The organism is Pseudomonas sp. Q11, assembly GCF_024494355.1.
Lineage (GTDB): Bacteria > Pseudomonadota > Gammaproteobacteria > Pseudomonadales > Pseudomonadaceae > Aquipseudomonas > Aquipseudomonas hefeiensis.
Genome location: NZ_JAKNQY010000030.1, coordinates 1 through 24,074 on the forward strand (window position 1 = coordinate 1; position 24,074 = coordinate 24,074).

Sequence of the window (24,074 nt, forward strand, 5' to 3'; positions counted from 1 at the left end):
GCGGTCTGACATTCAGCATTGATGCAAGCTGACCCGGCGCCATCGCGAGCAAGCTCGGCTCCCACAGTGGATCTTCAGTGGATATAAGTCTTGTGCCCGGCCGCAGCTCCCACAGGGGGTGTGTAACTTGAGGGTATAAAAAAGCCCCGCCAAGCATGACCAGGCGGGGCTTTTTACTGGGCGGTGGAATCAGGCGTGAGGTTTAGGCTCGTGCTCTTTTTCCAGGGCTTCAGTGTGGCGAGGTGCGACTTCTTCAGCGGAGTGCTGAGGTTCATCGATCGCCGGAGCCGATTCAACGGTAGCTGGTTCATCTGTGGTTTCAGCGGCCGGGGCAGGGGCTGCCTCGACTGCTTCCTCCACGGGTGCCGGTTCGGCGGCAGGCGCTTGAGCAGCGGCAGCGGCGGCCTGTTCGGCTTCCTTCTGCAGGCGCTCGGCTTCACGCTTGCGGCGACGCACTTCACGTGGGTCGTTCGGCGCGCGGCCGTTCGCGGTCAGGGCGCTGGCAGGTGCAGGCTCATCCACCGGTGCAGGTGCTTCGGCGGCCACAGGCGCCTCGACCACTGGAGCCGACTCGATCACTTCTGGTTCGGCTGCTTTCACCGGTTCTGGTGTCGGCTCTGCCTCAACGACGGGTGTCGGTGCGGTTGGCTCGGCGTGCCAGTTGAACGCGGTCTGCTCTTCGCGCACCGGCTCCGGTGCTTGTTCCTCGGCCGCCGTCTCGACCACAGGGTCAGCGACAACAACGGGTTGCTCGACGACCGGAGCAGGCTCGGCCTCGGCTTGAGGTTCGGCTTCACGAACCGGTGCAACTTCCACTTCTGGCGAAGCAGTCATTTCAACCGGGGTAGTGGCTTCGACCACAGGTGCTTCAACCGGCGTGTTTTCCACCGCAGTGGTGGCACGTTCGGCCTGTTCGTGAGCCTCGGCTTCGGCGGGAGCGCTGATCGAGCTGCTGGCAACCGCAGCGGTGACGGCCAGGCCGGCGGCCAGGTCGGCAGCGCTTGGCGCTTCGGCGTTCTCGGTGGATTCGGATGCTTCCGACCCTTCGATCACATTGCCGTTGGCGTCGCGTTGACGCTCACGACGGTTGCTGCGACGACGCTGGCCACGGGAGCGGCGGCGTGGACGATCGCCTTCGGCATTGTCCTGACCGTCTTCCTGCAGTTGCTCTTCGCTGTTCAGTACTTCGTCTTCGCTGGCAGCGGCGGCCTGCTCGGCGCGTGGCTGACGCTCTTCACGTGGTGGACGCGGTGCGCGCTCTTCGCGAGGTTGACGGGCCGGACGCTCTTCAGCGGTGGCGGCGGCAACGGCGGGGGCGGCATCCAGCGGTTCGCGCAGTTCACGAACACGTTCTTCACGCTCGCCACGTGGCTTGCGATCTTCACGAGGTGCGCGAGGCTGGCGTTCTTCACGCGGTGGACGCGCTGCGCGCTCTTCGCGGGCTACGGCTGGCGCTTCCTCACGGGCTTCGCGCGGCTGGCGTTCTTCACGTGGCTCACGTGGCGCGCGCTCTTCACGCGGTGCGCGTTCTTCGCGTGGCTTGCGCTCTTCGTCACGACGGCCGTTGCGGTTGCGGGTCTGTTGACGACCGTTGCGGCGCTCTTCGTTGCGGGCAGGGCGCTCGGTAGCAGCTGGCTTGCTGACAACGGTCGGCGCGGCCGGCTCTTCCTTGGTGGCGAACAGGCTGACCAGGGACTTCACCAGGCCTTTGAACAGGCTTGGTTCCGGCGCGGTGACAGGTGCCGGTGCCGGCGCGGCTGCTTCGGTCGGAACCGGTGCGTTGGCGCGGGCTGGAGCAGTCTTGACCGCGGCTTCCTGGCGAACCAGGGTGCGAGTGGCGGCAGCCGGCTGGACTTCTTCCACTTCGGCAGCGGCAGCAGCGATTTCGTAGCTGGTCTGATTGGTGTGGGCTTCCGGGCTGTCATCACGCAGACGCTGCACTTCGAAGTGTGGCGTCTCAAGGTGATCGTTCGGCAGGATGACGATGCGGGCACGGGTGCGCAGTTCGATCTTGGTGATCGAGTTGCGTTTTTCGTTAAGCAGGAACGCAGCCACCGGGATCGGCACCTGGGCACGCACTTCGGCGGTGCGGTCTTTCAGCGCTTCTTCTTCGATCAGGCGCAGGATCGCCAGGGACAGCGACTCGACGTCACGGATGATACCGGTGCCGTTGCAACGCGGGCAGACGATGCCGCTGCTCTCGCCCAGGGAAGGACGCAGGCGCTGACGGGACATTTCCAGCAGGCCAAAGCGCGAGATGCGACCGACCTGTACGCGAGCACGGTCGGCTTCCAGGCACTCACGGACCTTTTCTTCCACGGCGCGTTGGTTCTTGGCCGGGGTCATGTCGATGAAGTCGATGACGATCAGGCCGCCGATGTCGCGCAGGCGCAACTGACGGGCGATTTCTTCGGCGGCTTCAAGGTTGGTCTGCAGGGCGGTTTCTTCGATGTCGCTGCCTTTGGTGGCGCGCGCCGAGTTGATGTCGATGGACACCAGGGCTTCGGTCGGATCGATGACGATGGAGCCGCCAGATGGCAGTTCGACGACGCGCTGGAACGCAGTCTCGATCTGGCTTTCGATCTGGAAACGGTTGAACAGCGGAACGCTGTCTTCATAGAGCTTGATCTTGCTGGCGTACTGCGGCATCACCTGGCGAATGAAGGTCAGGGCTTCGTCCTGGGCTTCAACGCTGTCGATCAGCACTTCACCGATGTCCTGGCGCAGGTAATCGCGGATCGCGCGGATGATCACGTTGCTTTCCTGGTAGATCAGGAACGGCGCGGAGCGATCCAGCGAGGCTTCCTTGATGGCGGTCCACAGTTGCAGCAGGTAATCGAGGTCCCACTGCATTTCTTCGCTGCTGCGGCCCAGGCCGGCAGTGCGAACGATCAGGCCCATGTCGGCCGGGGCAACCAGGCCGTTGAGGGCCTCGCGCAGTTCATTGCGCTCTTCGCCTTCGATGCGGCGGGAGATGCCGCCGGCGCGAGGGTTGTTCGGCATCAGGACCAGATAACGGCCAGCCAGGCTGATGAAGGTGGTCAGGGCCGCGCCCTTGTTGCCACGTTCTTCTTTTTCGACCTGAACGATGACTTCCTGGCCTTCGCTCAGGACGTCCTTGATGTTGACGCGGCCTTCTGGGGCCTTCTTGAAGTATTCGCGGGAGATTTCTTTGAGGGGCAGGAAGCCGTGGCGCTCGGAGCCGAAATCGACAAAGGCAGCCTCAAGGCTTGGTTCGATGCGAGTAATCCGGCCTTTATAGATGTTGGCCTTCTTCTGCTCGCGTGCACCGGATTCGATATCCAGGTCGTAGAGGCGCTGGCCGTCTACCAGTGCAACACGCAACTCTTCGGGTTGAGTTGCGTTAATCAGCATTCTTTTCATGTAGTACCGTCGGTTTCCGGGCTGCCGGAAACGGCGTTCGGCACACACGACTTCTCACGGTCGGTGTCAGGTGCGTCATGGAAGTGGCCGGGCCATTCCAGTGTCCAGCGAGTTCGACCCAATGATGGCGAAGTCGCGACGGACGCGTCCTGCTTGCTGGCTGTTCAAGCACTCAGTCAGGAGGAGGAATCAACCGGCGCCTGTGGACGAGATGAAGCGTCTAAATATAAGCCTAGTGCTACACAGTCCGACGGTTGTACATCTCCACCCTACACGTATCCCTGATAATCGGGTGCTGCCGCGCGCAGAATCCGCAGCGGGTTGGCATTTACCGTGAGCTCCGAAAGGGGAGGTCACGCATCATGGCTAATTTAGGCGTTGTTTCCGAAGCTCTCGCTCGGGGTCGTTAGCGGGTGACTGCACTTTGTGAACTGGCCGTGAATGTGGCGTGCAAGGCGAGTCAAAACTCTGCTTTGCCGCGTATTTCAGGCCTCATGTCACCTGCGCTCGTTGCACCTGCGAACTCTGCCGTTATCTAGCAAAAGCCCCGTAGGACGGCCTCTCGTCCTCGTGAATTGCGTTGGTCAGGGCCGGTTTTTGACCGTTAGTCCGCTGTCCAGCCGCTTTTGGCGGCGTTCGCGACTATAGCAGCAATGATTAAGTGCTTCAATTCCATAAAAAATTGTTATCATCGCCGCCATGACGACTACTGCCCCTTCGACCCCTGGCGTTCAACTGCTCGAGGTCTCGCCGGAATATGCCGGCCAACGAATCGATAACTTCCTTCTAGCCCGACTCAAAGGCGTGCCCAAGACCTTGATCTATCGCATTTTGCGCAAGGGTGAAGTGCGGGTGAACAAAGGTCGGATCAAGCCCGAATACAAGCTTCAGGCGGGCGATATCGTGCGCGTGCCGCCGGTTCGCGTGCCCGAGCGCGATGAGCCTGTGCCCCTGGCCCAAGGGCTGTTGCAGCGCCTGGAAGCCTCGATCGTCTTCGAAGACAAAGCGCTGATCGTGCTCAACAAGCCTGCGGGCATTGCGGTTCACGGCGGCAGCGGCCTGAATTTCGGCGTGATCGAGGCCTTTCGTCAGTTGCGTCCCGACACCAAGGAGCTGGAACTGGTCCATCGCCTGGATCGCGACACCTCCGGCCTGCTGATGATCGCCAAGAAGCGCAGCATGTTGCGGCACTTGCATGAGCAACTGCGCGGCGATGGCGTCGACAAGCGCTACATGGCGCTGGTGCGCGGGCGCTGGGAGACATCCATCAAACAAGTCCGCGCGCCGTTGCTCAAGAGCAACCTGCGTTCCGGCGAGCGCATGGTGGAAGTCAACGAAGAAGGCAAGGAAGCGCTAACGGTGTTCAAGGTGCTGCGCCGCTTCGGCGATTTCGCCACCATGGTCGAGGCCAAGCCGGTGACTGGCCGCACCCACCAGATTCGCGTCCATACCCTGCATGCCGGGCATTGCATCGCCGGAGACAGCAAGTACGGTGACGACGATTTCAGCAGGGAAATCCGCGAGTTGGGTGGCAAGCGCCTGTTTCTCCATGCCTACATGCTGACCGTGCCGTTGCCCGATGGTGGCGAGCTGAAATTGCAGGCCCCGGTGGATGAAATGTGGGCCAAGACCGTGGAGCGGTTGAGTGCATCCTGAGTACAAGCTACTGATCTTCGATTGGGATGGCACTCTGGCGAACTCCATCGGTCGGATTGTGGAGGCAATGCATGTCGCCTCCGACCGGGCGGGGTTTGCCAGGTGTGATGATTTTGCCGTGAAAGGCATCATCGGCCTCGGCTTGCCGGAAGCGATTCGTAGCCTGTACCCGGAGATTGGCGACGATGAGCTGCTGGTTTTCCGTCAGTATTACGCCGACCACTACATTGCCTTGGAGGCCGAGCCTTCGCCGTTGTTTGACGGTGTGGTAGACACACTTGAGTCCCTGCGGGGTGAGGGGTATCGCCTGGCTGTCGCCACCGGCAAGGCCAGGCGTGGGCTGGATCGGGTATTGAAGTCCCATGGCTGGGAGGATTATTTCGATATCACCCGCGCCGCGGACGAGACCGCGAGCAAGCCGCATCCGTTGATGCTCGAACAGATCCTGGCCCACTGCGACATGCGGCCGGAACAGGCGTTGATGGTGGGCGATTCTTCGTTCGACCTGCAGATGGCGCGCAACGCCAGCATGGGATCGGTTGCTGTCAGTTACGGCGCGCAGACGATCGAGGCGCTGCGAGCATTCGAGCCGCGGCTGGCGATCGACCATTTTCCTGAATTGCACGCCTGGCTGAGCCAGCGGGCCAATTAAGTTTTTGCTGGGGATACAGGCATGACCGACGAATGGAAAGCACCGGCCAAGGCGAGCGCCGAGAGCGGTGACGATAAAAGCTGGAAGCTGTTGGAAAAGACCATGCTGGCCGGCGTGCAGGAGCAGCGTCGATCCCGCCGCTGGGGCATTTTCTTCAAGCTGCTGACGTTTGTTTATCTCTTTGTTGCGTTATTGCTGTTCACGCCACTGATGGATCTGGAAAAAAGTGCCGGGCGAGGTTCGGCATACACCGCGTTGATCGACATCGAAGGCATGATCGCCCATAAAGAGCCTGCCAGTGCGGACAATATCGTCGGTAGCTTGCGGGCTGCTTTCGAGGATCCCAAGGTCAAGGGCGTGGTGTTGCGCATCAACAGCCCGGGAGGCAGCCCGGTGCAGTCGGGGTATGTCTATGACGAGATCGTTCGGTTGCGCGCATTGCACCCGAACACCAAGGTCTACGCAGTCATTTCCGATCTGGGTGCTTCCGGTGCTTACTACATTGCCAGCGCGGCCGATCAGATCTATGCCGACAAAGCGAGCCTGGTGGGCTCCATTGGCGTGACGGCGGCCGGCTATGGTTTTGTCGGGACGATGGAAAAACTGGGCGTGGAGCGCCGGGTGTACACCTCTGGCGAGCACAAGTCGTTCCTTGATCCGTTCCAGCCGCAAAAGCCTGAAGAAACCGCGTTTTGGCAGGGCGTGCTCGATACGACTCACAAGCAATTCATCGCCAGCGTCAAGAAGGGGCGTGGTGAGCGCCTCAAAGACAAAGAGCATCCCGAGTTGTTCTCTGGTCTGGTTTGGTCTGGGGAGCAGGCCTTGCCGCTGGGTTTGATCGATGGCCTGGGCAGCGCCAGTTCGGTGGCGCGGGATGTGATCGGCGAAAAGGAGCTGGTGGACTTCACCATCGAGGAGTCGCCGTTTGATCGCTTCTCGAAGAAGCTGGGGGCGAGCATTGCCGAGCACCTGGCGATGTGGATGGGGTTCCAGGGGCCGACGTTGCGCTAGTTCGTTGGTTTGCGGCTAGAGGGCTTTATTTGTGGGGGCAGGGCTTGCTCCCACAAATAAATGCCCTCGCTACAAGTTGTCTGTTGGCTCAGGGAACCTGCACACCCTCTGCCAGCAACATATCCACAAGACGAATCAGCGGCAGGCCGATCAGGCTGGTGGCGTCCGGGCCTTCTGTGCTTTGGAACAGGCTCACGCCAAGCCCTTCGGCCTTGAAGCTGCCTGCGCAGTCATAAGGTTGCTCGGCCAGCAGGTAGCGTTCGACGCGTGCCGGGTCCAGCGTACGCATGTGGACGGTAAACGGAACGCAATCGACCTGACAGGTGCCGGTTTGGCTGTTGAGTAGCGCCAGACCGGTCAGAAAGGTAACCCTGGCGCCGCTGGCGGCCAGCAGTTGTTCGCGAGCGTTCTCGAAGGTATGGGGCTTGCCCAGAATGCGCTCACCGAGCACGGCCACCTGGTCCGAGCCGATGATCAGGTGCGTCGGGTGGCTGTCCGCCAGGGCCAAGGCTTTTTCCCGGGCCAGGCGTTTTACCAGGTCCAGTGCTGGCTCGCCAGGGCGATGGCTTTCGTCGATGTCCGGCGAGCTGCAGACGAACGGCAGTCCCAGACGGGCAAGCAATTGCCGGCGATACGCTGAGCTTGAGGCGAGTAATAAAGGCAGCATGGGCATCTCCAAAAAGCAGGGGCGAATTCTAGCGAGGCGCGCAAGTGACGGACAGGGCTGAATTTCCTTTGACATGGCCGGGTGCATCCCTATAATGCTGCGCCTATGTTGAATGACCCGATTCCACCTCACGTTGACCCGCGCAAATTGGCTGACCGTGGCACCACCCTTCAAGGTGAACTGCTGCTGGCCGATTTGAAGAGACTCTGCGACCCGCTTTCCGACGATGTCGGTACGGTCCAGGCCAAATTCGTTTTTGAACGAGATGAACGTAAATCTGTGGTAATTCACAGCTTTATCGACACTGAAGTCAAAATGGTTTGCCAGCGTTGTCTTGAGCTGGTCACCCTGCCGATCCACAGCGAATGCAGTTACGCCGTGGTGAAGGAGGGTGCGAATACCCAGTCGTTACCGAAAGGTTATGACGTGCTGGAACTGGGCGAAGATCCATTGGATCTGCAGTCACTGATCGAGGAGGAGCTTCTGCTCGCCTTGCCCATTGTGCCTGCTCATCATCCGGAAGAATGCCAGCAGCCGGCGGGAGCAGATGAGCCCGAACCGAGCGAGGACGAGGTAACGCGGTCCAACCCGTTCAGTGTATTGGCGCAGTTAAAGCGTGACCCAAACGTTTAGGAGTTAATCAATTATGGCTGTTCAGCAGAACAAAAAATCCCGCTCTGCCCGTGACATGCGTCGTTCGCACGACGCTCTCGAGGCTAGCACCCTGTCTGTAGAAAAAACCACCGGTGAAGTTCACCTGCGTCACCACGTATCGCCAGAAGGCGTATACCGTGGTCGTAAAGTGATCGACAAGGGCGCTGACGAGTAATCCTTGTCCGCTCAAGTCATCGCGATTGACGCAATGGGCGGGGACTTCGGTCCCCGCAGCATTGTTCAGGCCAGCCTTGCTTGTCTGAATGCGACGCCCTCGCTGCACCTGACCCTCGTCGGTCAACCCTCCCTTCTAGATGAAATGCTCAACGGCCAATCGGCTGTGGATCGTGCGCGCCTGACGATCGTCCCTGCGTCCGAAGTCATCACCATGGACGAAAAGCCCGCCCAGGTCCTGCGTGGCAAGCCTGATGCCTCGATGCGGGTGGCCCTTGAGCTGCTGCGCGATGGCAAGGTCCAGGCCTGTGTCAGTGCAGGCAATACCGGTGCGCTGATGGCATTGTCGCGTTACGTGCTCAAGACCCTGCCGGGTATCGACCGGCCGGCAATGGTCGCGGCTATCCCCACTCAGCGTGGTTTTTGCCAGTTGCTCGATCTGGGCGCCAACGTCGATTGCAGCGCCGAGCATCTACTGCAATTTGCAGTGATGGGTTCGGTCGCGGCTGAAACCCTGGGTATCGTGCGTCCTCGCGTGGCGCTGCTGAACATCGGTACCGAAGACATCAAGGGCAATCAGCAAGTCAAGCTGGCAGCCGCATTGTTGCAGGGCGCGCGGGGCATCAATTACATCGGTTTCGTCGAGGGCGACGGGTTGTACCGGGGCGAGGCGGACGTGGTGGTGTGCGACGGTTTTGTCGGCAATATTTTGCTCAAGTCCAGCGAGGGCCTGGCGACCATGATCGGCGCGCGCATCGAGAAACTGTTCAGGCAGAACCTGGCCTCACGGATGGTCGGTGCCCTGGCGTTGCCGTTGATGCGTCGGCTGCAGGCGGACCTGGCGCCGGCGCGGCATAACGGTGCAAGTTTTCTCGGGCTGCAGGGCATTGTGATCAAGAGTCATGGTTCGGCGGGCGTGCAGGGTTTTCAAAGCGCGATCAACCGGGCAGTGATCGAGATCCAGGAAAACCTGCCAGAGCGTCTTCATGGGCGCCTCGAAGATTTGTTAACTTAGGCGTTTTCGTCCGACAATGCTTAAATGTGACCGGTCGGTTCAACCCGCCATCCAACTGTCAGTTTTCTAGCGCCCCCAGGGGCGTCAAATTCTGACGACAAGATCATTAGGGGCTTTGTTTTCATGTCTGCTTCTCTCGCATTCGTCTTTCCAGGGCAGGGCTCGCAGTCCCTCGGCATGCTGGCCGAGTTGGGCGCGCAATACCCGCTGATCCTCGAAACATTCAAAGAAGCTTCCGATGCACTCGGTTACGACCTGTGGGCACTGACCCAGCAAGGGCCGGAAGAGCAACTCAATCAAACCGATAAAACCCAGCCGGCCATCCTGACCGCCTCGATCGCGCTCTGGCGCCTGTGGCTGGCCGAAGGGGGCGCGCGCCCGGCGTTCGTCGCCGGTCATAGTCTGGGCGAATACAGCGCCCTCGTGGCCGCCGGCAGCCTTAGCCTGGGCGACGCGGTGAAGCTGGTGGAGCGTCGTGGCCAACTGATGCAGGAGGCCGTTCCGGCCGGGCAGGGCGGCATGGCCGCGATCCTGGGCCTGGAGGATGCCGATGTACTGGCGGCCTGCGCCGAAGCTGCGCAAGGCGAGGTGGTCAGCGCGGTGAATTTCAATTCGCCGGGCCAGGTGGTGATAGCCGGTGCCAAGGCCGCTGTCGAGCGCGCCATTGAAGGGTGCAAGAGTCGTGGCGCCAAGCGCGCCATGCCACTGCCGGTCAGTGTGCCATCGCACTGCGAGCTGATGCGTCCGGCCGCCGAGCGTTTTGCCGAATCCATCGCCGCCATTGATTGGCAAGCGCCACAGATTCCAGTAGTACAGAATGTCAGCGGCGATGTGGCTGCGGATCTTGAGACCCTCAAGCGCGATCTGCTGGAGCAACTCTACAAGCCGGTTCGCTGGGTCGAATCGGTGCAGACCCTGGCTGCCAGGGGCGCGACCGAGCTGGTCGAGTGCGGTCCTGGCAAAGTGCTGGCCGGTCTGAACAAACGCTGCGCCGAAGGCGTGTCGACTTCCAATCTCAATACCCCAGACGCTTTCGCTGCCGCCCGTGCAGCGCAGGCCTGAACAGGAGAAGCTTGCATGAGTCTGCAAGGTAAAGTTGCACTGGTGACCGGTGCAAGCCGTGGCATCGGCCAGGCCATCGCCCTGGAACTGGGTCGTCAAGGCGCCATCGTTGTTGGCACCGCGACTTCCGCTTCGGGCGCCGAGCGCATCGCCGCGACCCTGAAGGAAAACGACATTCAAGGTACCGGTCTTGAACTGAACGTCACGAGTGATGAGTCCGTTGCGGCGGTGCTGGCAAGTATCCAGGAACAGTTTGGTGCGCCGGCGATCCTGGTCAATAATGCTGGCATCACCCGCGATAACCTGATGATGCGCATGAAAGATGACGAATGGTTCGACGTGATCGATACCAACCTGAACAGTCTGTACCGGCTGTCCAAGGGCGTTCTGCGTGGCATGACCAAGGCGCGTTGGGGCCGAATTATCAGTATCGGCTCGGTTGTGGGTGCCATGGGCAACGCAGGCCAAGTAAACTATGCTGCGGCCAAGGCCGGTCTGGAAGGTTTCAGCCGTGCGCTGGCTCGTGAAGTGGGTTCGCGCTCGATTACGGTAAACTCGGTCGCTCCGGGTTTCATCGATACCGACATGACCCGTGAACTGCCGGAAGCACAGCGTGAAGCCTTGTTGACGCAAATTCCGCTGGGTCGTCTGGGGCAAGCTCAAGAAATCGCGTCTGTGGTCGCTTTTCTTGCGTCGGACGGTGCGGCATACGTGACTGGGGCTACAATCCCGGTAAACGGCGGGATGTATATGAGTTAAATGTGACGGATTGCTTCAAATAAATGTCATACGAGCTGTCTAAAATCCGTTATAAAGCTGCAATCTATTTATAGGCGGCGGGCCATAGGGTTTGAGGAGTGAAGCTTTCGGTTGAAAAACCGAAAAGTCTTTCTATACACTTACCCACCGGCCAGCTGCCTGAATTTGTCCATTAGGAGTGAAAACAAGGTATGAGCACCATCGAAGAGCGCGTCAAGAAAATCGTTGCCGAGCAACTGGGCGTCAAAGAAGAAGAAGTGAAGAACGAAGCTTCCTTCGTTGAAGACCTGGGTGCCGACTCCCTTGACACCGTTGAGCTGGTGATGGCTCTGGAAGAGGAATTCGAGACCGAAATCCCTGACGAAGAAGCTGAAAAAATCACTACTGTTCAGCTGGCTATCGACTACATCAATGGCCATCAGGCGTAATCATTTTTAGTCGTCGCTAGCTGTCATGGAAAAACCGCACTGCCATCACGGCGTGCGGTTTTTTCTTTAGGCCTGATGCAAAGTCGTCATTAGAATAAAGGAGAGTGCTGTGTCGCGTAGACGCGTCGTAGTCACCGGTATGGGTATGTTGTCGCCACTGGGCACGGATGTGCCGAGCAGTTGGCAGGGCATTCTGGCTGGCCGTAGTGGCATTGGTCTGATCGAACACACCGACCTTTCTGCCTATTCCACCCGTTTTGGCGGCTCGGTAAAGGATTTCAATGTCGAGGAGTACCTGTCGGTCAAAGAGGCCCGCAAGCTCGACCTGTTCATTCAATACGGCCTGGCAGCCGGATTCCAGGCCGTACGTAACGCCGGGCTGGAAGTCACCGACGCCAACCGTGAACGGATCGGCGTGGCCATGGGGTCGGGTATTGGTGGCTTGACCAATATCGAAGAGACCAGCCGTACGCTACACGAGTCGGGGCCGCGACGGATTTCTCCGTTCTTTGTACCGGGCTCGATCATCAATATGATTTCCGGTTTCCTGTCCATCCACCTGGGTGTGCAGGGGCCTAACTACGCTATTGCTACAGCGTGTACCACGGGCACCCACTGCATTGGCATGGCCGCGCGCAATATCATGTACGACGAAGCCGATGTGATGATTGCCGGCGGCGCCGAGATGGCGGCCTGTGGGCTGGGCATGGGTGGCTTCGGCGCATCCCGTGCGCTGTCGACCCGCAACGACGAACCGAGCCGCGCCAGTCGGCCGTGGGACAAGGGCCGAGACGGCTTCGTATTGTCCGACGGTTCCGGTGCGCTGGTACTCGAAGAGCTGGAGCACGCCAAGGCGCGCGGCGCGACCATTTATGCCGAGCTGATCGGCTTTGGCACCAGCGGCGATGCGTATCACATGACGTCGCCGCCAGCCGATGGCGCCGGTGCTGCCCGCTGCATCACCAACGCCCTGCGTGACGCGAAGGTCAACGCCGAGCAGGTGCAGTACATCAACGCCCATGGCACTTCGACCCCGGCGGGCGATCTTGCCGAAGCCCAGGCAATCAAGACCGTGTTCGGCGAGCACGCCTACAAACTGGCGGTCAGCTCGACCAAGTCCATGACCGGCCACCTGTTGGGCGCCGCAGGCGCGGTGGAAGCGATCTTCAGCGTACTGGCGATCAACAGCCAGGTGGCTCCACCGACCATCAACCTCGATGAGCCGGACGAAGGTTGCGACCTGGACTTCGTACCGCACACGGCCCGTGGCATGGACATCGATGTGGTGCTGTCCAACTCCTTCGGTTTTGGCGGTACCAACGGCTCGCTGGTGTTCCGCCGGTTCGCCGGTTGATGGAAAGCTGGGTCGACGGTCAGCCTGCCGACGTTCTGTCGCTCAAGGACCGCGGCCTGGCTTACGGCGATGGGTTGTTCGAAACCATCGCCGTGCGCAATGGCGAACCCGTGTTGTCGGAACGTCATCTGCAGCGCCTGGCGCTTGGTTGCCAGCGGTTGGCGTTCAAGGTTGACATGGTTGCGCTTGCGGTTGAGTTGCGCGCCTACGCGCAACGCCTGGGTGACGGCGTACTTAAACTGATCGTGACCCGCGGTGACAGTCTTCGCGGTTATGGCGCTGATCCCTCGGCGGTGCCCCGGCGCATCCTGCTAGGCAGTCCACCTGCCTCCTATCCTGTAGCGCATGCCGAGCAGGGCGTGCGTCTGTTTCCTTGCACCACCCGTTTGTCCGAGCAACCCTTGCTGGCTGGTCTCAAGCACCTCAATCGTCTTGAGCAAGTGTTGGCTCGCGCCGAATGGAGCGACGCCGAGCATGCCGAAGGCTTGATGCTGGACACGTCCGGACGGGTGATCGAAGGCGTCTTCAGCAACCTCTTTCTGGTGCGCGATGGTGTATTGATCACAGCGGACCTGAGCCGTTGTGGCGTGGCCGGCGTGATGCGGGCCGAATTATTGTATCAAGCCGAGTCTCAAGGCATCGCCACGCAGGTCACCGACATCCGCCTCGAACAGCTGCACCAGGCCGACGAAGTCTTCGTCTGCAACAGCGTTTATGGCGTATGGCCGGTAAGCGCATGCGGTTCGGCGCGCTGGTCGGCCGGGCCGCTCACCCGTAAACTGCAAACCCTTGCCCGCACGCTATTGGATGTTTGATTCGTGAGACGTAAATTCTTGCTTCTGCTGGAAACCGGACTGGTTCTGGCGGTGCTGCTGTTGGGCACTTGCGCCTGGAAAATTCATTCGGCGTTGCAACAGCCGCTGAACATCACCCAGGAAGAACTGCTGGATGTCCCCAACGGGACCACCCCGACTGGAACTCTCAAGCGCCTCGAAGCCGATGGCCTGATCAGGGACGCTTTCTGGTTGCGGGTCTATTGGCGTTTCAACCTGGCCGGTCAACCGTTGCACTCCGGTGAATACCGGATGATGCCGGGCATGACGATGGAAGGCCTGATCGATGTCTGGAAGCGCGGGGAAGTGGTGCAATACAGCGTCACGCTGGTGGAGGGGTGGAATTTCCGCCAGGTTCGCGCAGCGCTGGCCAAGGATGAAAAGCTCCAGCAGACCCTCGCCGGCCTGAGCGACGGCGAAGTGATGGACCGCCTTGGTCATGCCGGGATATTCCCCGAAGGACGGTTCTTCCCGGACACCTATCGCTTCGTGCGTGGCACGTCGGATGCTGACCTGCTGAAAATTGCCTACAGCCGGCTCGAAGACGTGCTTGCCAAGGAGTGGGCGCAACGTGCCGCCGATTTACCTTACTCCCAACCCTATCAGGCGCTGATCATGGCGTCCCTGGTGGAAAAGGAAACCGGCGTGCCTGAGGAGCGCGGGCAGATCGCCGGTGTGTTCGTGCGCCGTATGCGCCTGGGCATGCTGCTGCAAACCGACCCTACCGTGATCTACGGGCTGGGCGAGCGCTACAACGGCAAACTCACCCGTGCTCATCTGAGGGAAGAAAACCCCTACAACACCTATCTGATTCCTGGCCTGCCACCGACGCCGATTGCGATGGTGGGGCGCGAAGCGATTCACGCCGCGTTGAACCCTGTGGCCGGTAACAGTCTTTACTTCGTCGCCCGTGGTGATGGCAGCCACGTGTTCTCCAATGATCTGGATGCGCACAATAACGCGGTGCGCGAATATCAGCTCAAGCGCCGAGCCGATTATCGCTCCAGTCCGGCCCCGATTGCACCGGACGAGGAGCCTGTCGACGAACCGAACGCCAGCGAGCCGCCGCGCTCGCAATGACTTTGTTTAAGGATCGCCCGTGACTGGCTTGTTTATAACGCTGGAAGGCCCTGAAGGCGCCGGCAAGAGCACCAACCGCGAATACCTGGCCGAATGCCTGCGAGCCGCTGGCATCGAAGTGGTGTTGACTCGCGAGCCCGGCGGTACCCCGCTGGCTGAAAGGATTCGCGAAGTGCTGCTGGCGCCGGTCGAAGAAGTCATGAATCCTGACACCGAGCTGCTGCTGGTGTTCGCCGCCCGGGCCCAACACCTGGCCGAAGTGATTCGCCCGGCGCTGGCCCGTGGTGCGGTGGTGCTCTGCGACCGTTTTACCGATTCGACCTATGCCTATCAGGGCGGTGGACGGGGCTTGTCCCTGGAGCGCATCGCGGCGCTGGAAACCTTCGTCCAGGGCGACCTGCGGCCGGACCTGACCCTGGTGTTCGATCTGCCGGTGGAAATCGGCCTGGCTCGCGCCAGCGCCCGGGGCCGGCTGGATCGTTTCGAGCTGGAAGGCCAGGCGTTCTTCAATGCGGTGCGCAATGCCTTTTTGAGCCGCGCCAAGGCTGATCCGGCGCGTTACCTGCTGATTGATGCCGCTCAACCATTGGCACGGGTCCAACAGGCCCTGGACGGTTTGTTACCGCGTTTGCTGGAGCGTGCCCGTGGCTGAAGCCTATCCCTGGCAGGACGGGCTCTGGCAGCAACTGGCCGGAAGGGCACAGCATGCCCATGCCTATCTGCTGCACGGCCCGGTCGGTATCGGCAAACGGGCGTTGGCCGAGCGTTTGATGGCCAGCCTGCTTTGCCAGCGCCCGGGTGTCTCGAACGCATGCGGTGAGTGCAAGTCCTGCCTGTTGCTCAAGGCCGGCAGTCATCCTGACAACTACGTGTTGGAACCGGAGGAGGCGGACAAGGCGATCAAGGTCGACCAGGTCCGGGATCTGGTCAGCTTCGTGGTCCAGACCTCGCAGATGGGCGGGCGCAAAGTGGTGCTGATCGAGCCGGTGGAGTCGATGAACATCAATGCGGCCAACGCCTTGCTCAAGAGTCTTGAAGAGCCTTCTGGCGATACCGTGCTGTTGCTGGTCAGTCACCAGCCGAGCCGCTTGCTGGCAACCATCAAAAGCCGTTGCGTGCAGCAGGCCTGTCCGTTGCCCAGTGAAACGATGAGCTTGAAGTGGTTGGCCGAGGCCTTGCCTGACAGCAGCGACGAAGAACGTGTCGAGCTGCTGACCCTTGCCGCCGGCTCGCCTTTGGCGGCTGTCAGCCTCCAGGCCCAGGGCGTGCGTGAACAACGGGCGCTGGTGGTGGATGGCGTGAAAAAGCTGCTCAAACAGCAGCAGTCCCCCACGCAACTGGCTGAAGGCTGGAACGCCATTCCGCTGCTTCTGCTGTTCGACTGGTTCTGTGATTGGTCGAGCCTGATCCTGCGCTACCAGCTCACCGAGGATGAGACCGGCCTGGGACTGACGGACATGCGCAAGGTGATCCAGTACCTGGCGCAAAAAAGCAGCCAGGATAAAATCTTGAACATTCAGGACTGGATTCTTGCCCAACGGCAGAAGGTGCTGAGCAAGGCGAACCTCAATCGGGTGCTGTTGCTTGAGGCGCTGTTGGTGCAATGGGCGAGTTTGCCTGGTCGAAACTGACAGACACTGCCTAAACTCAGCTCAATCGCAGCGGAGATCAGCATGAACGAACCTGTCAGTCCCGGTCCACGTAACGGTATTCTGTCCCTGACCATCAAGGACAAGTCGGTGCTCTACGCCGCCTACATGCCCTTCATCAAGAACGGTGGTCTGTTCATTCCTACCAACAAGAATTATCGCTTGGGCGATGAGGTGTTCATGCTGTTGAGCCTGATGGACGAAGCAGAGAAGATCCCGGTCGCCGGCAAGGTGATCTGGATGACGCCCAAAGGCGCCCAAGGCAACCGGGCTGCCGGTGTCGGTGTGCAGTTCAACGACGGCGACCACTCAGCCCGCAATCAGATTGAAACCCACCTGGCCGGAACCCTGAAGTCCGACCGTCCCACCCATACGATGTAGCCAGCCCTCTATGCTTGTAGATTCCCATTGTCACCTTGACCGGCTCGACCTCACGGCCCACGACGGCTCCCTGGATTCCGCGCTTGACGCCGCACGTCAGCGCGGGGTTGGGCACTTTCTGTGCATCGGCGTGAGCGCTGACAACGCTGCCGACGTCAAAGCCTTGGCCGAGCGCTATGAAGATGTCGACTGTTCGGTCGGCATTCACCCTCTGGATGTTCAACCCGATGCGACGCCGGCCCTGGGCTGGTTGTTGCGTGAGCTTGATCATCCGCGGGTGGTCGCCATTGGCGAAACCGGGCTGGATTATCACTACGAACCGCAGGCCGCCGAGGTTCAGCAGGCTTCGTTCCGGCTGCATCTGGAGGCTGCGCAACAGACCGGCAAACCGGTGATCATCCACACCCGCGGCGCCCGGGCCGACACCCTGGCCTTGTTGCGTGACGCCGCGCTGCCCCAGGCGGGTGTGCTGCATTGTTTCACCGAAGACTGGGACATGGCCAAGGCCGCGCTGGACATGGGGTATTACATTTCCTTGTCCGGGATTGTCACGTTCCGCAATGCCGACGCACTGCGGGACGTGGCCAGCAAAGTGCCGGTTGATCGCCTGTTGGTGGAAACCGATTCGCCGTACCTTGCGCCGATTCCGTATCGCGGCAAGCCGAACCTTCCGCAATACGTGCGGGAAGTGGCTGAATTTCTGGCGATGTTGCGCGGCGAGTCCTACGAGCGGTTTGCAGAGCAGACTACGGAAAACTTCAAACGGCTGTTTCCTTTGGCCCATGTCCGCTCGGTGCAAGCCTGAATTCCAGGCAAAAAAAACCCGGGTTCTGGGGGGTGAATCCGGGTTAAGACCATTAGGAGTAAAACAAAGGCACACGGTCCGTTGGTACCTTTACCGGCGCGTCACTTGGGGGAGATGTCGCGCCGACAGTTCAAGTATTGATCAGTATGCCGACGCGTCCAGTCTGGCCGGGACAGTTTTTAAACAAATTTGGAATACGCTCGCTTCGGATAAGTTCTCACTGCCGGCCAAAGCTTGCCGGTGGGGCGCAGGGATATGAAAACAGCAGGTCGGATCTGCACGATTTTATGAAGAACTGTGGTCGAGAACGGATGATCCGTGCATTTTTGCGTAAGTTAGGCATAATACTCGGCTTCGAATTTTGACCCTTCAGACCTTTTTCTTATGCACAAAGAACCCCGTAAGGTCCGTGAGTTTCGTCGCCGCGAGCAGGAAATTCTCGACACCGCGCTCAAGTTGTTCCTCGACCAGGGTGAAGACAGCGTCACCGTCGAGATGATTGCGGATGCCGTGGGTATCGGCAAAGGCACGATTTATAAACATTTCAAATCCAAGGCGGAGATCTACCTGCGCCTGATGCTTGATTACGAGCGCGATTTGAACGAGCTGCTGCATTCGGCCAATGTGGACAAGGACAAGGAGGCCCTATCCCGGGCCTACTTCGAATTCCGCATGCGCGATCCGCAACGGTATCGCTTGTTCGACCGCCTGGAAGAAAAGGTGGTCAAGGGCAACCAGGTGCCGGAGATGGTCGAGGAGCTGCACAAGATCCGCGCCTCGAACTTCGAACGCCTGACCCTGTTGATCAAGGGCCGGATCAGCGAAGGCAAGCTCGAAGACGTGCCGCCCTATTTCCACTACTGTGCCGCCTGGGCACTGGTGCACGGCGCAGTGGCGCTGTATCACTCGCCGTTCTGGAGCAACGTGCTGGAAGACCAGGAAGGTTTCTTCCAGTTCCTGATGGACATCGGCGTGCGCATGGGCAACAAGCGCAAGCGCGACACCGACGTTCCGAGCAGCTAAGTCATTCGGCTGCCTAATTGCGCCATGTCCGCTTACATGGCGCAGTGTCCCAGGAATATACTCAGGCTTGGCACTTGCGAAAACTTGAATTCTGGGTCAAGTTTCGTAAGTCCGATTCTTCTTTCGCCGGAGTGATCCATGATCGTTGACCGTCAAGGCAGGCGTTTTCGCAATTTGCGAATCAGCCTGACCTCAGCCTGCAATTACGCCTGTACCTACTGCGTGCCCAACGGCAAGCGGCTGGTGGCTGCGCAGGATGAACTGTCGGCCGAGGCCATGGCGCGCGGTGTGGCTTACCTGATCGAAGCTGCCGGTATCGAGCGGCTGCGTATTACCGGCGGCGAGCCGCTGGTCAGCCCCAAGCTTGAAAGCTTCATGACGGCGGTGGGGCAGATGGGCCTGGAAGACATCAGCCTGACCACCAACGGTCAGTTGCTGGCGAAAAAGCTGCCGTTGCTGGTAGACGCCGGCATCCGCCGGATCAACGTTTCCCTCGATACCTTGGACCCCGACGCGTTTCGCAGCATCGCCCGTGGCGGTGATTTGGCGACGGTGCTCGATGGCATGGACCAGGCTCGGGCGGCGGGGCTGAAGATCAAGGTCAACATGGTGCCGCTGCGCGGGCAGAACCTGGATCAGGTGATGCCATTGCTCGAGTACTGCCTGGAGCGCGGCTATGAGCTGCGCTTCATCGAGCTGATGCGCATGGGGCACCTGGCCAGCGACTCCAACGCGTTCCTGCAGCAATTCGTCAGCCTTCAACAGTTGCTGAGCCTGATTGGCGACCAGTACGAGTACCTGCAAGCCGACGCGCCGGTCGATGCTACCGCAGTGCGCTACGAAATCCCGGGGGTGGGGCACTTCGGCGTGATCGCCAACGAAAGCGTGCCGTTCTGCCGCACTTGCTCGCGGTTGCGGCTGTCCTCCACAGGCTGGTTGCATGGCTGCCTGTCGTCGAGCAACCGGCACTTTGTCGGCGATCTTCTGGATAAACCCCGTCATCAGGCATTGCCGGCCCTTCAGCGGCTGTTGGTCAAGGCGTTGGGAGACAAGCAGGAAGTGGCCTTTTCCGGCGGTGCAACCATCATGAAAATCATCGGTGGTTGACGAATACTATCGCGGGCAAGCCTTGCTCCCACAAGGTGAACACCGTGCCTGTGGGAGCAAGGCTTGCCCGCGATAGTAATTTCCCATTCACTTGGATGTGTCTGACACCCCCCATTTCGATGAGCTGGCGCAAAAGCTGCATCCCATGGCCATTCGCCGGTTTTCCGTCACCGGTTTTTGGAGGATAGGATGCGTAGCCTGGTTTTGCTGCTGGCCGTTTTGGCGCTTGGTGGCTGCATGAATGTCAGCGACATGGGGGAGGGCGTCCGCTATCACATGAGCGACGCCGGTTTGCTGGACCACAGCGACAGCCGTCGTGTGAATAATCTGCGTATCCAGCCGGATTCGTTCATCTACATCGCCCAGGGCGCCTTCGCGCCTCCCGGCAGTGCCTACCCGCGGCCCAATGTCGTCGCCGAAGAGGCCTTCAACGGTTTCATCGAGTATTTCCCCATGGTACGTCGCGCCCGCGTTCCTGAGGGACTGGACCAGGCCATGGGTGAAGCCCGAGCCGCCGGTGCTCACTACCTGCTGTATACGCGGTTCGCCAAGGCCGACAACCGCATCGGCAATACCGATGAGTGGCTGGATGAAGAGGCCGTGGACCGCTTGGGGGTCGACACCAGCGTCATTCAAATCATGTTGATCGAGACCAGCACCCAGTATTTGATTGATACTGCACGCATCAAGAGTCGTGGCGGTTTACTGACGTTGCACGACAAACAGCCAGAAGACCTGATCGCCCCCCCGTTGCGCGAGTATGCCCGCAGCCTGTTGGGAGTGAGCGACCAGTAAAACTCAAGGAGTCACCATGAGCGGACCGCAAAAAGCCAATGACCTACTGGGGCAGATCCCCAAGACCAAAGGTTTGCCGCCAGTCCACTTGTGGAACCCTGACTTCTGCGGCGATATCGACATGCGCATCGCCCGTGATGGCACCTGGTATTACCTGGGCACGCCTATCGGGCGAAAGCCTATGGTCAAGCTGTTCTCCACCATCATCCGCCGCGACGGCGATGATTACTTCCTGATCACTCCTGTGGAAAAAGTTGGCATCAAGGTCGACGATGCACCGTTTGTGGCGGTGACCCTGGAGGTTGAAGGGCAGGGTGAGCAGCAGCGACTGCGCTTCACCACCAATGTCGAGGAAACCACTGAGGCCGGCGGCGAACATCCGATGCGGGTGGTGATCGATCCGCAGACCCAGGAGCCCGCGCCCTACGTGCACGTACGTAGTAACCTCGAAGCGCTGATCCATCGCAATGTGTTCTACCAGTTGGTGGAGCTGGCGGTCAGCCGCGAGATTGATGGGCAGCGTTGGTTGGGCGTGTGGAGTGCCGGGGTATTTTTCCCGATAGGCCTGGAACCCTGATCCCTGTGGGAGCGAGCCTGCTCGCGATGACGGCAGCATGGTCAACCTTGTCTTAACTGATCCACCGCTATCGCGAGCAGGCTCGCTCCCACTCGGGTGAAGCCGTAAAATTCAAATTGACACCCAATCATATGATGATTAGTTTGGGCCTCTATAAGAAGTGGCCCACGGGGTATTCATGTCCAGCAGTTTTCACGCATCGACCGTCGATTGGCTGGGGGGCTGGATAGCCGCCGGTCAGGTCAAGCCTGGGCAGACTATCAAGGTTGAGGCCGATCTCGGCCAGCAACTGGGCGTCAGCCGCACGGTGATCCGCGAAGCGATCAAGACCCTGGTGGCCAAAGGCATGCTGGAAGTCGGACCCAAAGTCGGTACGCGGGTGTTGCCGGTGCGCCGCTGGAATCTGTTCGACCCGCAGGTGGTCGGTTGGCTGTCGCGTAGCGGCCTGCCGGAAAATTTTGTCGATGACCTGCTGGACCTGCGACGTACCATCGAACCGATGGCGGTGCGCTGGGCCTGTGAGCGCGCGACGGCTGATCAGGTGCAGGCGATTCGCCTGGCCTACCATGCCCTGGAGCGTGCGGTGGACAGCGGTGCCGATTACAACCGTGCCGACCAGTTCTTCCATGAGTGCATCCTCGCCGCCAGTCATAATCAATTCATCGAACAAATGGTCCCGGCCTTGGGCGCGCTGCTGGCGGTGTCGTTCGAGGTGTCTGCCGCCGACCCGGATGAGCTGCGCCGCACTTTGCCGATCCACAAGGATATTGCCGAAGCCATCGCTGCCCGTGATGCGGCGCGGGGCGTCTGGGCCTGCATGACCTTGATCGATAACGCTGACCTGGCCATCAAGCGTTTTTACCCTAACGTCATGGCCGGGCGGACAGAGACCGCCGGGCAAACAGGAAACAGGAGTTTTCAATGATGTGGACGGCTGTGACAGAGCACCGGGCGACATTAGGGGAGGGCCCCTTCTGGGATGAACCGACTCAAGCGCTGTATTGGGTCGACATTGCCGGTAAGCAGGCGCTGCGGCTGATCGGCGCCAATGTGCAGATCTGGCAGATGCCCGAGCATGTGTCCGCCTTCATCCCGACCCAGAGTGGCGATGCGCTGGTGACCCTCAGCAGTGGCGTCTACCGGTTGGATCTGGAGTCGCCGGGTCTGGAGCCGCGCCTGACACTGCTGTGCATGGCCGATCCCACGCCTGGCAATCGAGCCAACGAAGCCCGTTGCGATGCCTTGGGCCAGCTCTGGCTCGGCACCATGCAGAACAACATTGGTGAAGAGGGAGAAGACCTGCCCATTGAGCGGCGTTCCGGGGGGCTGTTTCGCATTGATACCGATGGCCGGGTCCTGCCGCTGTTGCGCAAGCGGGGCATTCCCAACACGCTGTTGTGGAGTCCTGATGGCACTACGGTGTATTTCGGCGAAAGTCTCGACGGCACGCTTTACCGACACTTCATCTATCCCGACGGCAGCCTGGCCCCCGCCGAGGTCTGGTTTGGTCCTCACCCGCGTGGCGGTCCCGACGGCTCGGCAATGGATGCCAGGGGCTATGTCTGGAATGCTCGCTGGGACGGCAGTTGCCTGCTGCGACTGGACCCGGACGGTCATGTTGATCGGGTGATCGAGTTGCCGGTCAGTCGCCCTACCAGCTGTGTGTTCGGTGGTGAAGACCTCAAGACGCTGTACATCACCAGTGCGGCGAGCCCGCTTAACCATCCACTTGACGGAGCGGTGCTGTCGATGCGAGTCGATGTGCCAGGGGTGAGCTGTACACGGTTTGCGGGTTAAATCCCAAAATATGGGATGTAAATATATATATTGAGATTATTTGCCGGTCGGGTTTATAGTCGGTTCCATCAGCGATACGCACTCACACTAAAAAAACAAGACAGGTGAAGTGATGCAACGATCTTCCTCCGTACCGCCTGGCGGCGTACGCGATTCCAAAAGCCTTTCGGCCGGTCATCTCTGGATGTCCGGTTTTCGTCGTGCCGACGGACAGGAGTCTTGAGTCATGGCCCAAACCCTGTCCTTGTCACCGATGCCCGAACCCCCGAAAGGCGAACGCCTGAAAAACAAAGTGGTGCTGTTGACCGGTGCCGCCCAAGGCATTGGCGAGGCGATCGTTGCGGTGTTCGCCTCGCAGCAGGCACGTTTGGTCATCAGTGACATCCAGGCCGAGAAGGTTGAGAAAGTCGCTGCCCTCTGGCGTGAACGCGGGGCGGATGTGCAGGCACTCAAAGCCGATGTGTCCAACCAGCGGGACCTGCATGCCATGGCCCGTCGTGCCGTCGAGCTGCACGGTCGCATTGACATTCTGGTGAACTGCGCGGGCGTAAACGTATTTCGTGACCCGCTGGAAATGACCGAGGAGGATTGGCGCCGCTGCTTCGCCATTGACCTGGACGGTGCCTGGTTCGGCTGCAAGGCGGTGTTGCCGCAGATGCTCGAACAGGGCGGGGGCAGCATCATCAATATCGCTTCGACTCATTCATCCCACATTATTCCCGGATGTTTCCCTTACCCGGTGGCCAAGCACGGTCTGCTCGGCCTGACCCGTGCATTGGGTATCGAATACGCGCCCAAAGGTGTGCGCGTGAATGCCATTGCGCCGGGTTACATCGAAACTCAATTGAATATCGACTATTGGAACGGCTTCGCCGATCCACATGCCGAACGCCAGCGTGCGCTGGATCTGCATCCGCCACGTCGCATCGGCCAGCCGATCGAAGTGGCAATGACGGCCGTGTTCCTGGCCAGTGATGAAGCACCTTTTATTAACGCCTCATGCATCACCATTGATGGTGGACGTTCGGTCATGTACCACGACTGAATATTCCGGGATTTCAGTCGGAAACTTCGCCTGTAATCCAATCATCATACGATATGACTATTTAGACCTATGCTGTGTAGCTACATGTTTGACCGCCCAGCCTGCGTATTTCCACTGATGTTGGAGCAGGGCCCTGGACGTTTTGGCTTTCAATAAAAAAAACAAG

General features: G+C 60.0%; 25 protein-coding genes. 23 read left to right on the forward strand and 2 right to left on the reverse strand.

The window, feature by feature from the left end; genetic code table 11:
* Positions 1-189 precede the first annotated feature (189 nt).
* Positions 190-3,384: a ribonuclease E gene (rne, locus tag MA884_RS23965; RefSeq protein ID WP_256232840.1), complete on the reverse strand. Its 3,195-nt coding sequence runs from the start codon at positions 3,382-3,384 to the stop codon at positions 190-192.
* A 699-nt stretch (positions 3,385-4,083) separates the two neighbouring features.
* Here rne and rluC point away from each other — a divergent pair.
* The 3 genes from rluC to MA884_RS23980 are packed head-to-tail and all read left to right on the forward strand — an operon-like array spanning position 4,084 to position 6,703.
* Positions 4,084-5,040 (forward strand): 23S rRNA pseudouridine(955/2504/2580) synthase RluC, encoded by a 957-nt coding sequence (gene rluC, locus MA884_RS23970; protein ID WP_256232841.1) that lies wholly within the window; start codon positions 4,084-4,086, stop codon positions 5,038-5,040.
* Positions 5,030-5,692, forward strand: coding sequence for an HAD-IA family hydrolase (locus MA884_RS23975; protein ID WP_256232842.1), 663 nt, complete (start codon positions 5,030-5,032; stop codon positions 5,690-5,692). The genes rluC and MA884_RS23975 overlap by 11 nt, the downstream gene beginning before the upstream one ends.
* A 21-nt stretch (positions 5,693-5,713) precedes the next feature.
* Positions 5,714-6,703: a S49 family peptidase gene (locus MA884_RS23980; RefSeq protein WP_256232843.1), complete on the forward strand. Its 990-nt coding sequence runs from the start codon at positions 5,714-5,716 to the stop codon at positions 6,701-6,703.
* An 88-nt stretch (positions 6,704-6,791) separates the two neighbouring features.
* Here MA884_RS23980 and MA884_RS23985 read toward each other — a convergent pair whose 3' ends face one another.
* Positions 6,792-7,370: a nucleoside triphosphate pyrophosphatase gene (locus MA884_RS23985; protein WP_256232844.1), complete on the reverse strand. Its 579-nt coding sequence runs from the start codon at positions 7,368-7,370 to the stop codon at positions 6,792-6,794.
* Positions 7,371-7,475: 105 nt separating this feature from the next.
* On the opposite strand from MA884_RS23985, the gene MA884_RS23990 reads away from it, so the two are divergent.
* The 20 genes from MA884_RS23990 (at position 7,476) to MA884_RS24085 (ending at position 23,908) form a co-directional block, all read left to right on the forward strand.
* Positions 7,476-8,003 (forward strand): YceD family protein, encoded by a 528-nt coding sequence (locus MA884_RS23990; protein WP_003204262.1) that lies wholly within the window; start codon positions 7,476-7,478, stop codon positions 8,001-8,003.
* A gap of 13 nt (positions 8,004-8,016) precedes the next feature.
* Positions 8,017-8,199 carry a 50S ribosomal protein L32 gene (rpmF, locus tag MA884_RS23995; protein WP_003179396.1) on the forward strand — a complete coding sequence of 61 codons (183 nt, stop codon included), beginning with the start codon at positions 8,017-8,019 and terminating at the stop codon, positions 8,197-8,199.
* A 3-nt stretch (positions 8,200-8,202) separates the two neighbouring features.
* On the forward strand, positions 8,203-9,213 hold the full coding sequence (gene plsX, locus MA884_RS24000; protein WP_256232845.1) for a phosphate acyltransferase PlsX: 1,011 nt from the start codon (positions 8,203-8,205) through the stop codon (positions 9,211-9,213).
* Between the two features lie 123 nt (positions 9,214-9,336).
* Positions 9,337-10,275 carry an ACP S-malonyltransferase gene (gene fabD, locus MA884_RS24005; protein WP_256232846.1) on the forward strand — a complete coding sequence of 313 codons (939 nt, stop codon included), beginning with the start codon at positions 9,337-9,339 and terminating at the stop codon, positions 10,273-10,275.
* Positions 10,276-10,290: 15 nt separating this feature from the next.
* Positions 10,291-11,034, forward strand: a complete 744-nt coding sequence (fabG, locus tag MA884_RS24010) for a 3-oxoacyl-ACP reductase FabG (RefSeq protein WP_025214858.1) — start codon at positions 10,291-10,293, stop codon at positions 11,032-11,034.
* A gap of 191 nt (positions 11,035-11,225) precedes the next feature.
* Complete coding sequence (acpP, locus tag MA884_RS24015) at positions 11,226-11,462, forward strand: acyl carrier protein (RefSeq protein WP_256232847.1); 237 nt, start codon at positions 11,226-11,228, stop codon at positions 11,460-11,462.
* Between the two features lie 109 nt (positions 11,463-11,571).
* Positions 11,572-12,816 (forward strand): beta-ketoacyl-ACP synthase II, encoded by a 1,245-nt coding sequence (fabF, locus tag MA884_RS24020; protein WP_256232848.1) that lies wholly within the window; start codon positions 11,572-11,574, stop codon positions 12,814-12,816.
* The gene (gene pabC, locus MA884_RS24025; protein WP_256232849.1) at positions 12,816-13,631 is read left to right on the forward strand and encodes an aminodeoxychorismate lyase; all 816 of its coding nucleotides are present in this window, start codon (positions 12,816-12,818) and stop codon (positions 13,629-13,631) included. The genes fabF and pabC overlap by 1 nt, the downstream gene beginning before the upstream one ends.
* 3 nt (positions 13,632-13,634) lie before the next feature.
* Complete coding sequence (gene mltG / locus MA884_RS24030) at positions 13,635-14,729, forward strand: endolytic transglycosylase MltG (RefSeq protein WP_256232850.1); 1,095 nt, start codon at positions 13,635-13,637, stop codon at positions 14,727-14,729.
* Positions 14,730-14,748: 19 nt separating this feature from the next.
* Positions 14,749-15,381: a dTMP kinase gene (gene tmk / locus MA884_RS24035; protein WP_256232851.1), complete on the forward strand. Its 633-nt coding sequence runs from the start codon at positions 14,749-14,751 to the stop codon at positions 15,379-15,381.
* A complete protein-coding gene (locus tag MA884_RS24040) occupies positions 15,374-16,360 on the forward strand; it encodes a DNA polymerase III subunit delta' (RefSeq protein WP_256232852.1) in 987 nt (328 codons plus the stop codon). The genes tmk and MA884_RS24040 overlap by 8 nt, the downstream gene beginning before the upstream one ends.
* Positions 16,361-16,402: 42 nt before the next feature.
* Positions 16,403-16,759, forward strand: coding sequence for a PilZ domain-containing protein (locus MA884_RS24045; RefSeq protein WP_047228204.1), 357 nt, complete (start codon positions 16,403-16,405; stop codon positions 16,757-16,759).
* 10 nt (positions 16,760-16,769) lie between these two features.
* Positions 16,770-17,564: a TatD family hydrolase gene (locus MA884_RS24050; protein ID WP_256232853.1), complete on the forward strand. Its 795-nt coding sequence runs from the start codon at positions 16,770-16,772 to the stop codon at positions 17,562-17,564.
* 384 nt (positions 17,565-17,948) lie between these two features.
* Complete coding sequence (locus tag MA884_RS24055; RefSeq protein WP_256232854.1) at positions 17,949-18,587, forward strand: TetR/AcrR family transcriptional regulator; 639 nt, start codon at positions 17,949-17,951, stop codon at positions 18,585-18,587.
* A gap of 138 nt (positions 18,588-18,725) precedes the next feature.
* Positions 18,726-19,694, forward strand: a complete 969-nt coding sequence (locus MA884_RS24060) for a GTP 3',8-cyclase MoaA (RefSeq protein WP_256232855.1) — start codon at positions 18,726-18,728, stop codon at positions 19,692-19,694.
* Positions 19,695-19,883: 189 nt separating this feature from the next.
* Positions 19,884-20,489: a DUF4823 domain-containing protein gene (locus MA884_RS24065; protein WP_047228207.1), complete on the forward strand. Its 606-nt coding sequence runs from the start codon at positions 19,884-19,886 to the stop codon at positions 20,487-20,489.
* 16 nt (positions 20,490-20,505) lie between these two features.
* Positions 20,506-21,066, forward strand: a complete 561-nt coding sequence (locus MA884_RS24070) for a DUF1285 domain-containing protein (RefSeq protein WP_256232856.1) — start codon at positions 20,506-20,508, stop codon at positions 21,064-21,066.
* Positions 21,067-21,244: 178 nt separating this feature from the next.
* Positions 21,245-21,991 carry a FadR/GntR family transcriptional regulator gene (locus MA884_RS24075; RefSeq protein ID WP_256232857.1) on the forward strand — a complete coding sequence of 249 codons (747 nt, stop codon included), beginning with the start codon at positions 21,245-21,247 and terminating at the stop codon, positions 21,989-21,991.
* Positions 21,988-22,863 carry an SMP-30/gluconolactonase/LRE family protein gene (locus tag MA884_RS24080; protein WP_256232858.1) on the forward strand — a complete coding sequence of 292 codons (876 nt, stop codon included), beginning with the start codon at positions 21,988-21,990 and terminating at the stop codon, positions 22,861-22,863. The genes MA884_RS24075 and MA884_RS24080 overlap by 4 nt, the downstream gene beginning before the upstream one ends.
* Positions 22,864-23,089: 226 nt before the next feature.
* Positions 23,090-23,908, forward strand: a complete 819-nt coding sequence (locus MA884_RS24085) for an SDR family oxidoreductase (RefSeq protein ID WP_256232859.1) — start codon at positions 23,090-23,092, stop codon at positions 23,906-23,908.
* Positions 23,909-24,074: the final 166 nt, after the last annotated feature.

What these genes read in the sequence shown, in the direction of transcription:
- fabG (WP_025214858.1), top strand. Translation starts at nt 10,291, where the DNA reads ATGAGTCTGCAAGGTAAAGTTGCACTGGTGACCGGTGCAAGCCGTGGC.
- pabC (WP_256232849.1), top strand. Translation starts at nt 12,816, where the DNA reads ATGGAAAGCTGGGTCGACGGTCAGCCTGCCGACGTTCTGTCGCTCAAG.
- MA884_RS24070 (WP_256232856.1), top strand. Translation starts at nt 20,506, where the DNA reads ATGAGCGGACCGCAAAAAGCCAATGACCTACTGGGGCAGATCCCCAAG.
- acpP (WP_256232847.1), top strand. Translation starts at nt 11,226, where the DNA reads ATGAGCACCATCGAAGAGCGCGTCAAGAAAATCGTTGCCGAGCAACTG.
- MA884_RS24085 (WP_256232859.1), top strand. Translation starts at nt 23,090, where the DNA reads ATGGCCCAAACCCTGTCCTTGTCACCGATGCCCGAACCCCCGAAAGGC.
- MA884_RS24080 (WP_256232858.1), top strand. Translation starts at nt 21,988, where the DNA reads ATGATGTGGACGGCTGTGACAGAGCACCGGGCGACATTAGGGGAGGGC.
- MA884_RS23980 (WP_256232843.1), top strand. Translation starts at nt 5,714, where the DNA reads ATGACCGACGAATGGAAAGCACCGGCCAAGGCGAGCGCCGAGAGCGGT.
- fabD (WP_256232846.1), top strand. Translation starts at nt 9,337, where the DNA reads ATGTCTGCTTCTCTCGCATTCGTCTTTCCAGGGCAGGGCTCGCAGTCC.
- MA884_RS24050 (WP_256232853.1), top strand. Translation starts at nt 16,770, where the DNA reads ATGCTTGTAGATTCCCATTGTCACCTTGACCGGCTCGACCTCACGGCC.
- MA884_RS24060 (WP_256232855.1), top strand. Translation starts at nt 18,726, where the DNA reads ATGATCGTTGACCGTCAAGGCAGGCGTTTTCGCAATTTGCGAATCAGC.
- rne (WP_256232840.1), bottom strand. Translation starts at nt 3,384, where the DNA reads ATGAAAAGAATGCTGATTAACGCAACTCAACCCGAAGAGTTGCGTGTT.
- MA884_RS24045 (WP_047228204.1), top strand. Translation starts at nt 16,403, where the DNA reads ATGAACGAACCTGTCAGTCCCGGTCCACGTAACGGTATTCTGTCCCTG.
- rluC (WP_256232841.1), top strand. Translation starts at nt 4,084, where the DNA reads ATGACGACTACTGCCCCTTCGACCCCTGGCGTTCAACTGCTCGAGGTC.
- MA884_RS23985 (WP_256232844.1), bottom strand. Translation starts at nt 7,370, where the DNA reads ATGCTGCCTTTATTACTCGCCTCAAGCTCAGCGTATCGCCGGCAATTG.
- MA884_RS24055 (WP_256232854.1), top strand. Translation starts at nt 17,949, where the DNA reads ATGCACAAAGAACCCCGTAAGGTCCGTGAGTTTCGTCGCCGCGAGCAG.
- MA884_RS23990 (WP_003204262.1), top strand. Translation starts at nt 7,476, where the DNA reads ATGTTGAATGACCCGATTCCACCTCACGTTGACCCGCGCAAATTGGCT.
- rpmF (WP_003179396.1), top strand. Translation starts at nt 8,017, where the DNA reads ATGGCTGTTCAGCAGAACAAAAAATCCCGCTCTGCCCGTGACATGCGT.
- MA884_RS24075 (WP_256232857.1), top strand. Translation starts at nt 21,245, where the DNA reads ATGTCCAGCAGTTTTCACGCATCGACCGTCGATTGGCTGGGGGGCTGG.
- MA884_RS24065 (WP_047228207.1), top strand. Translation starts at nt 19,884, where the DNA reads ATGCGTAGCCTGGTTTTGCTGCTGGCCGTTTTGGCGCTTGGTGGCTGC.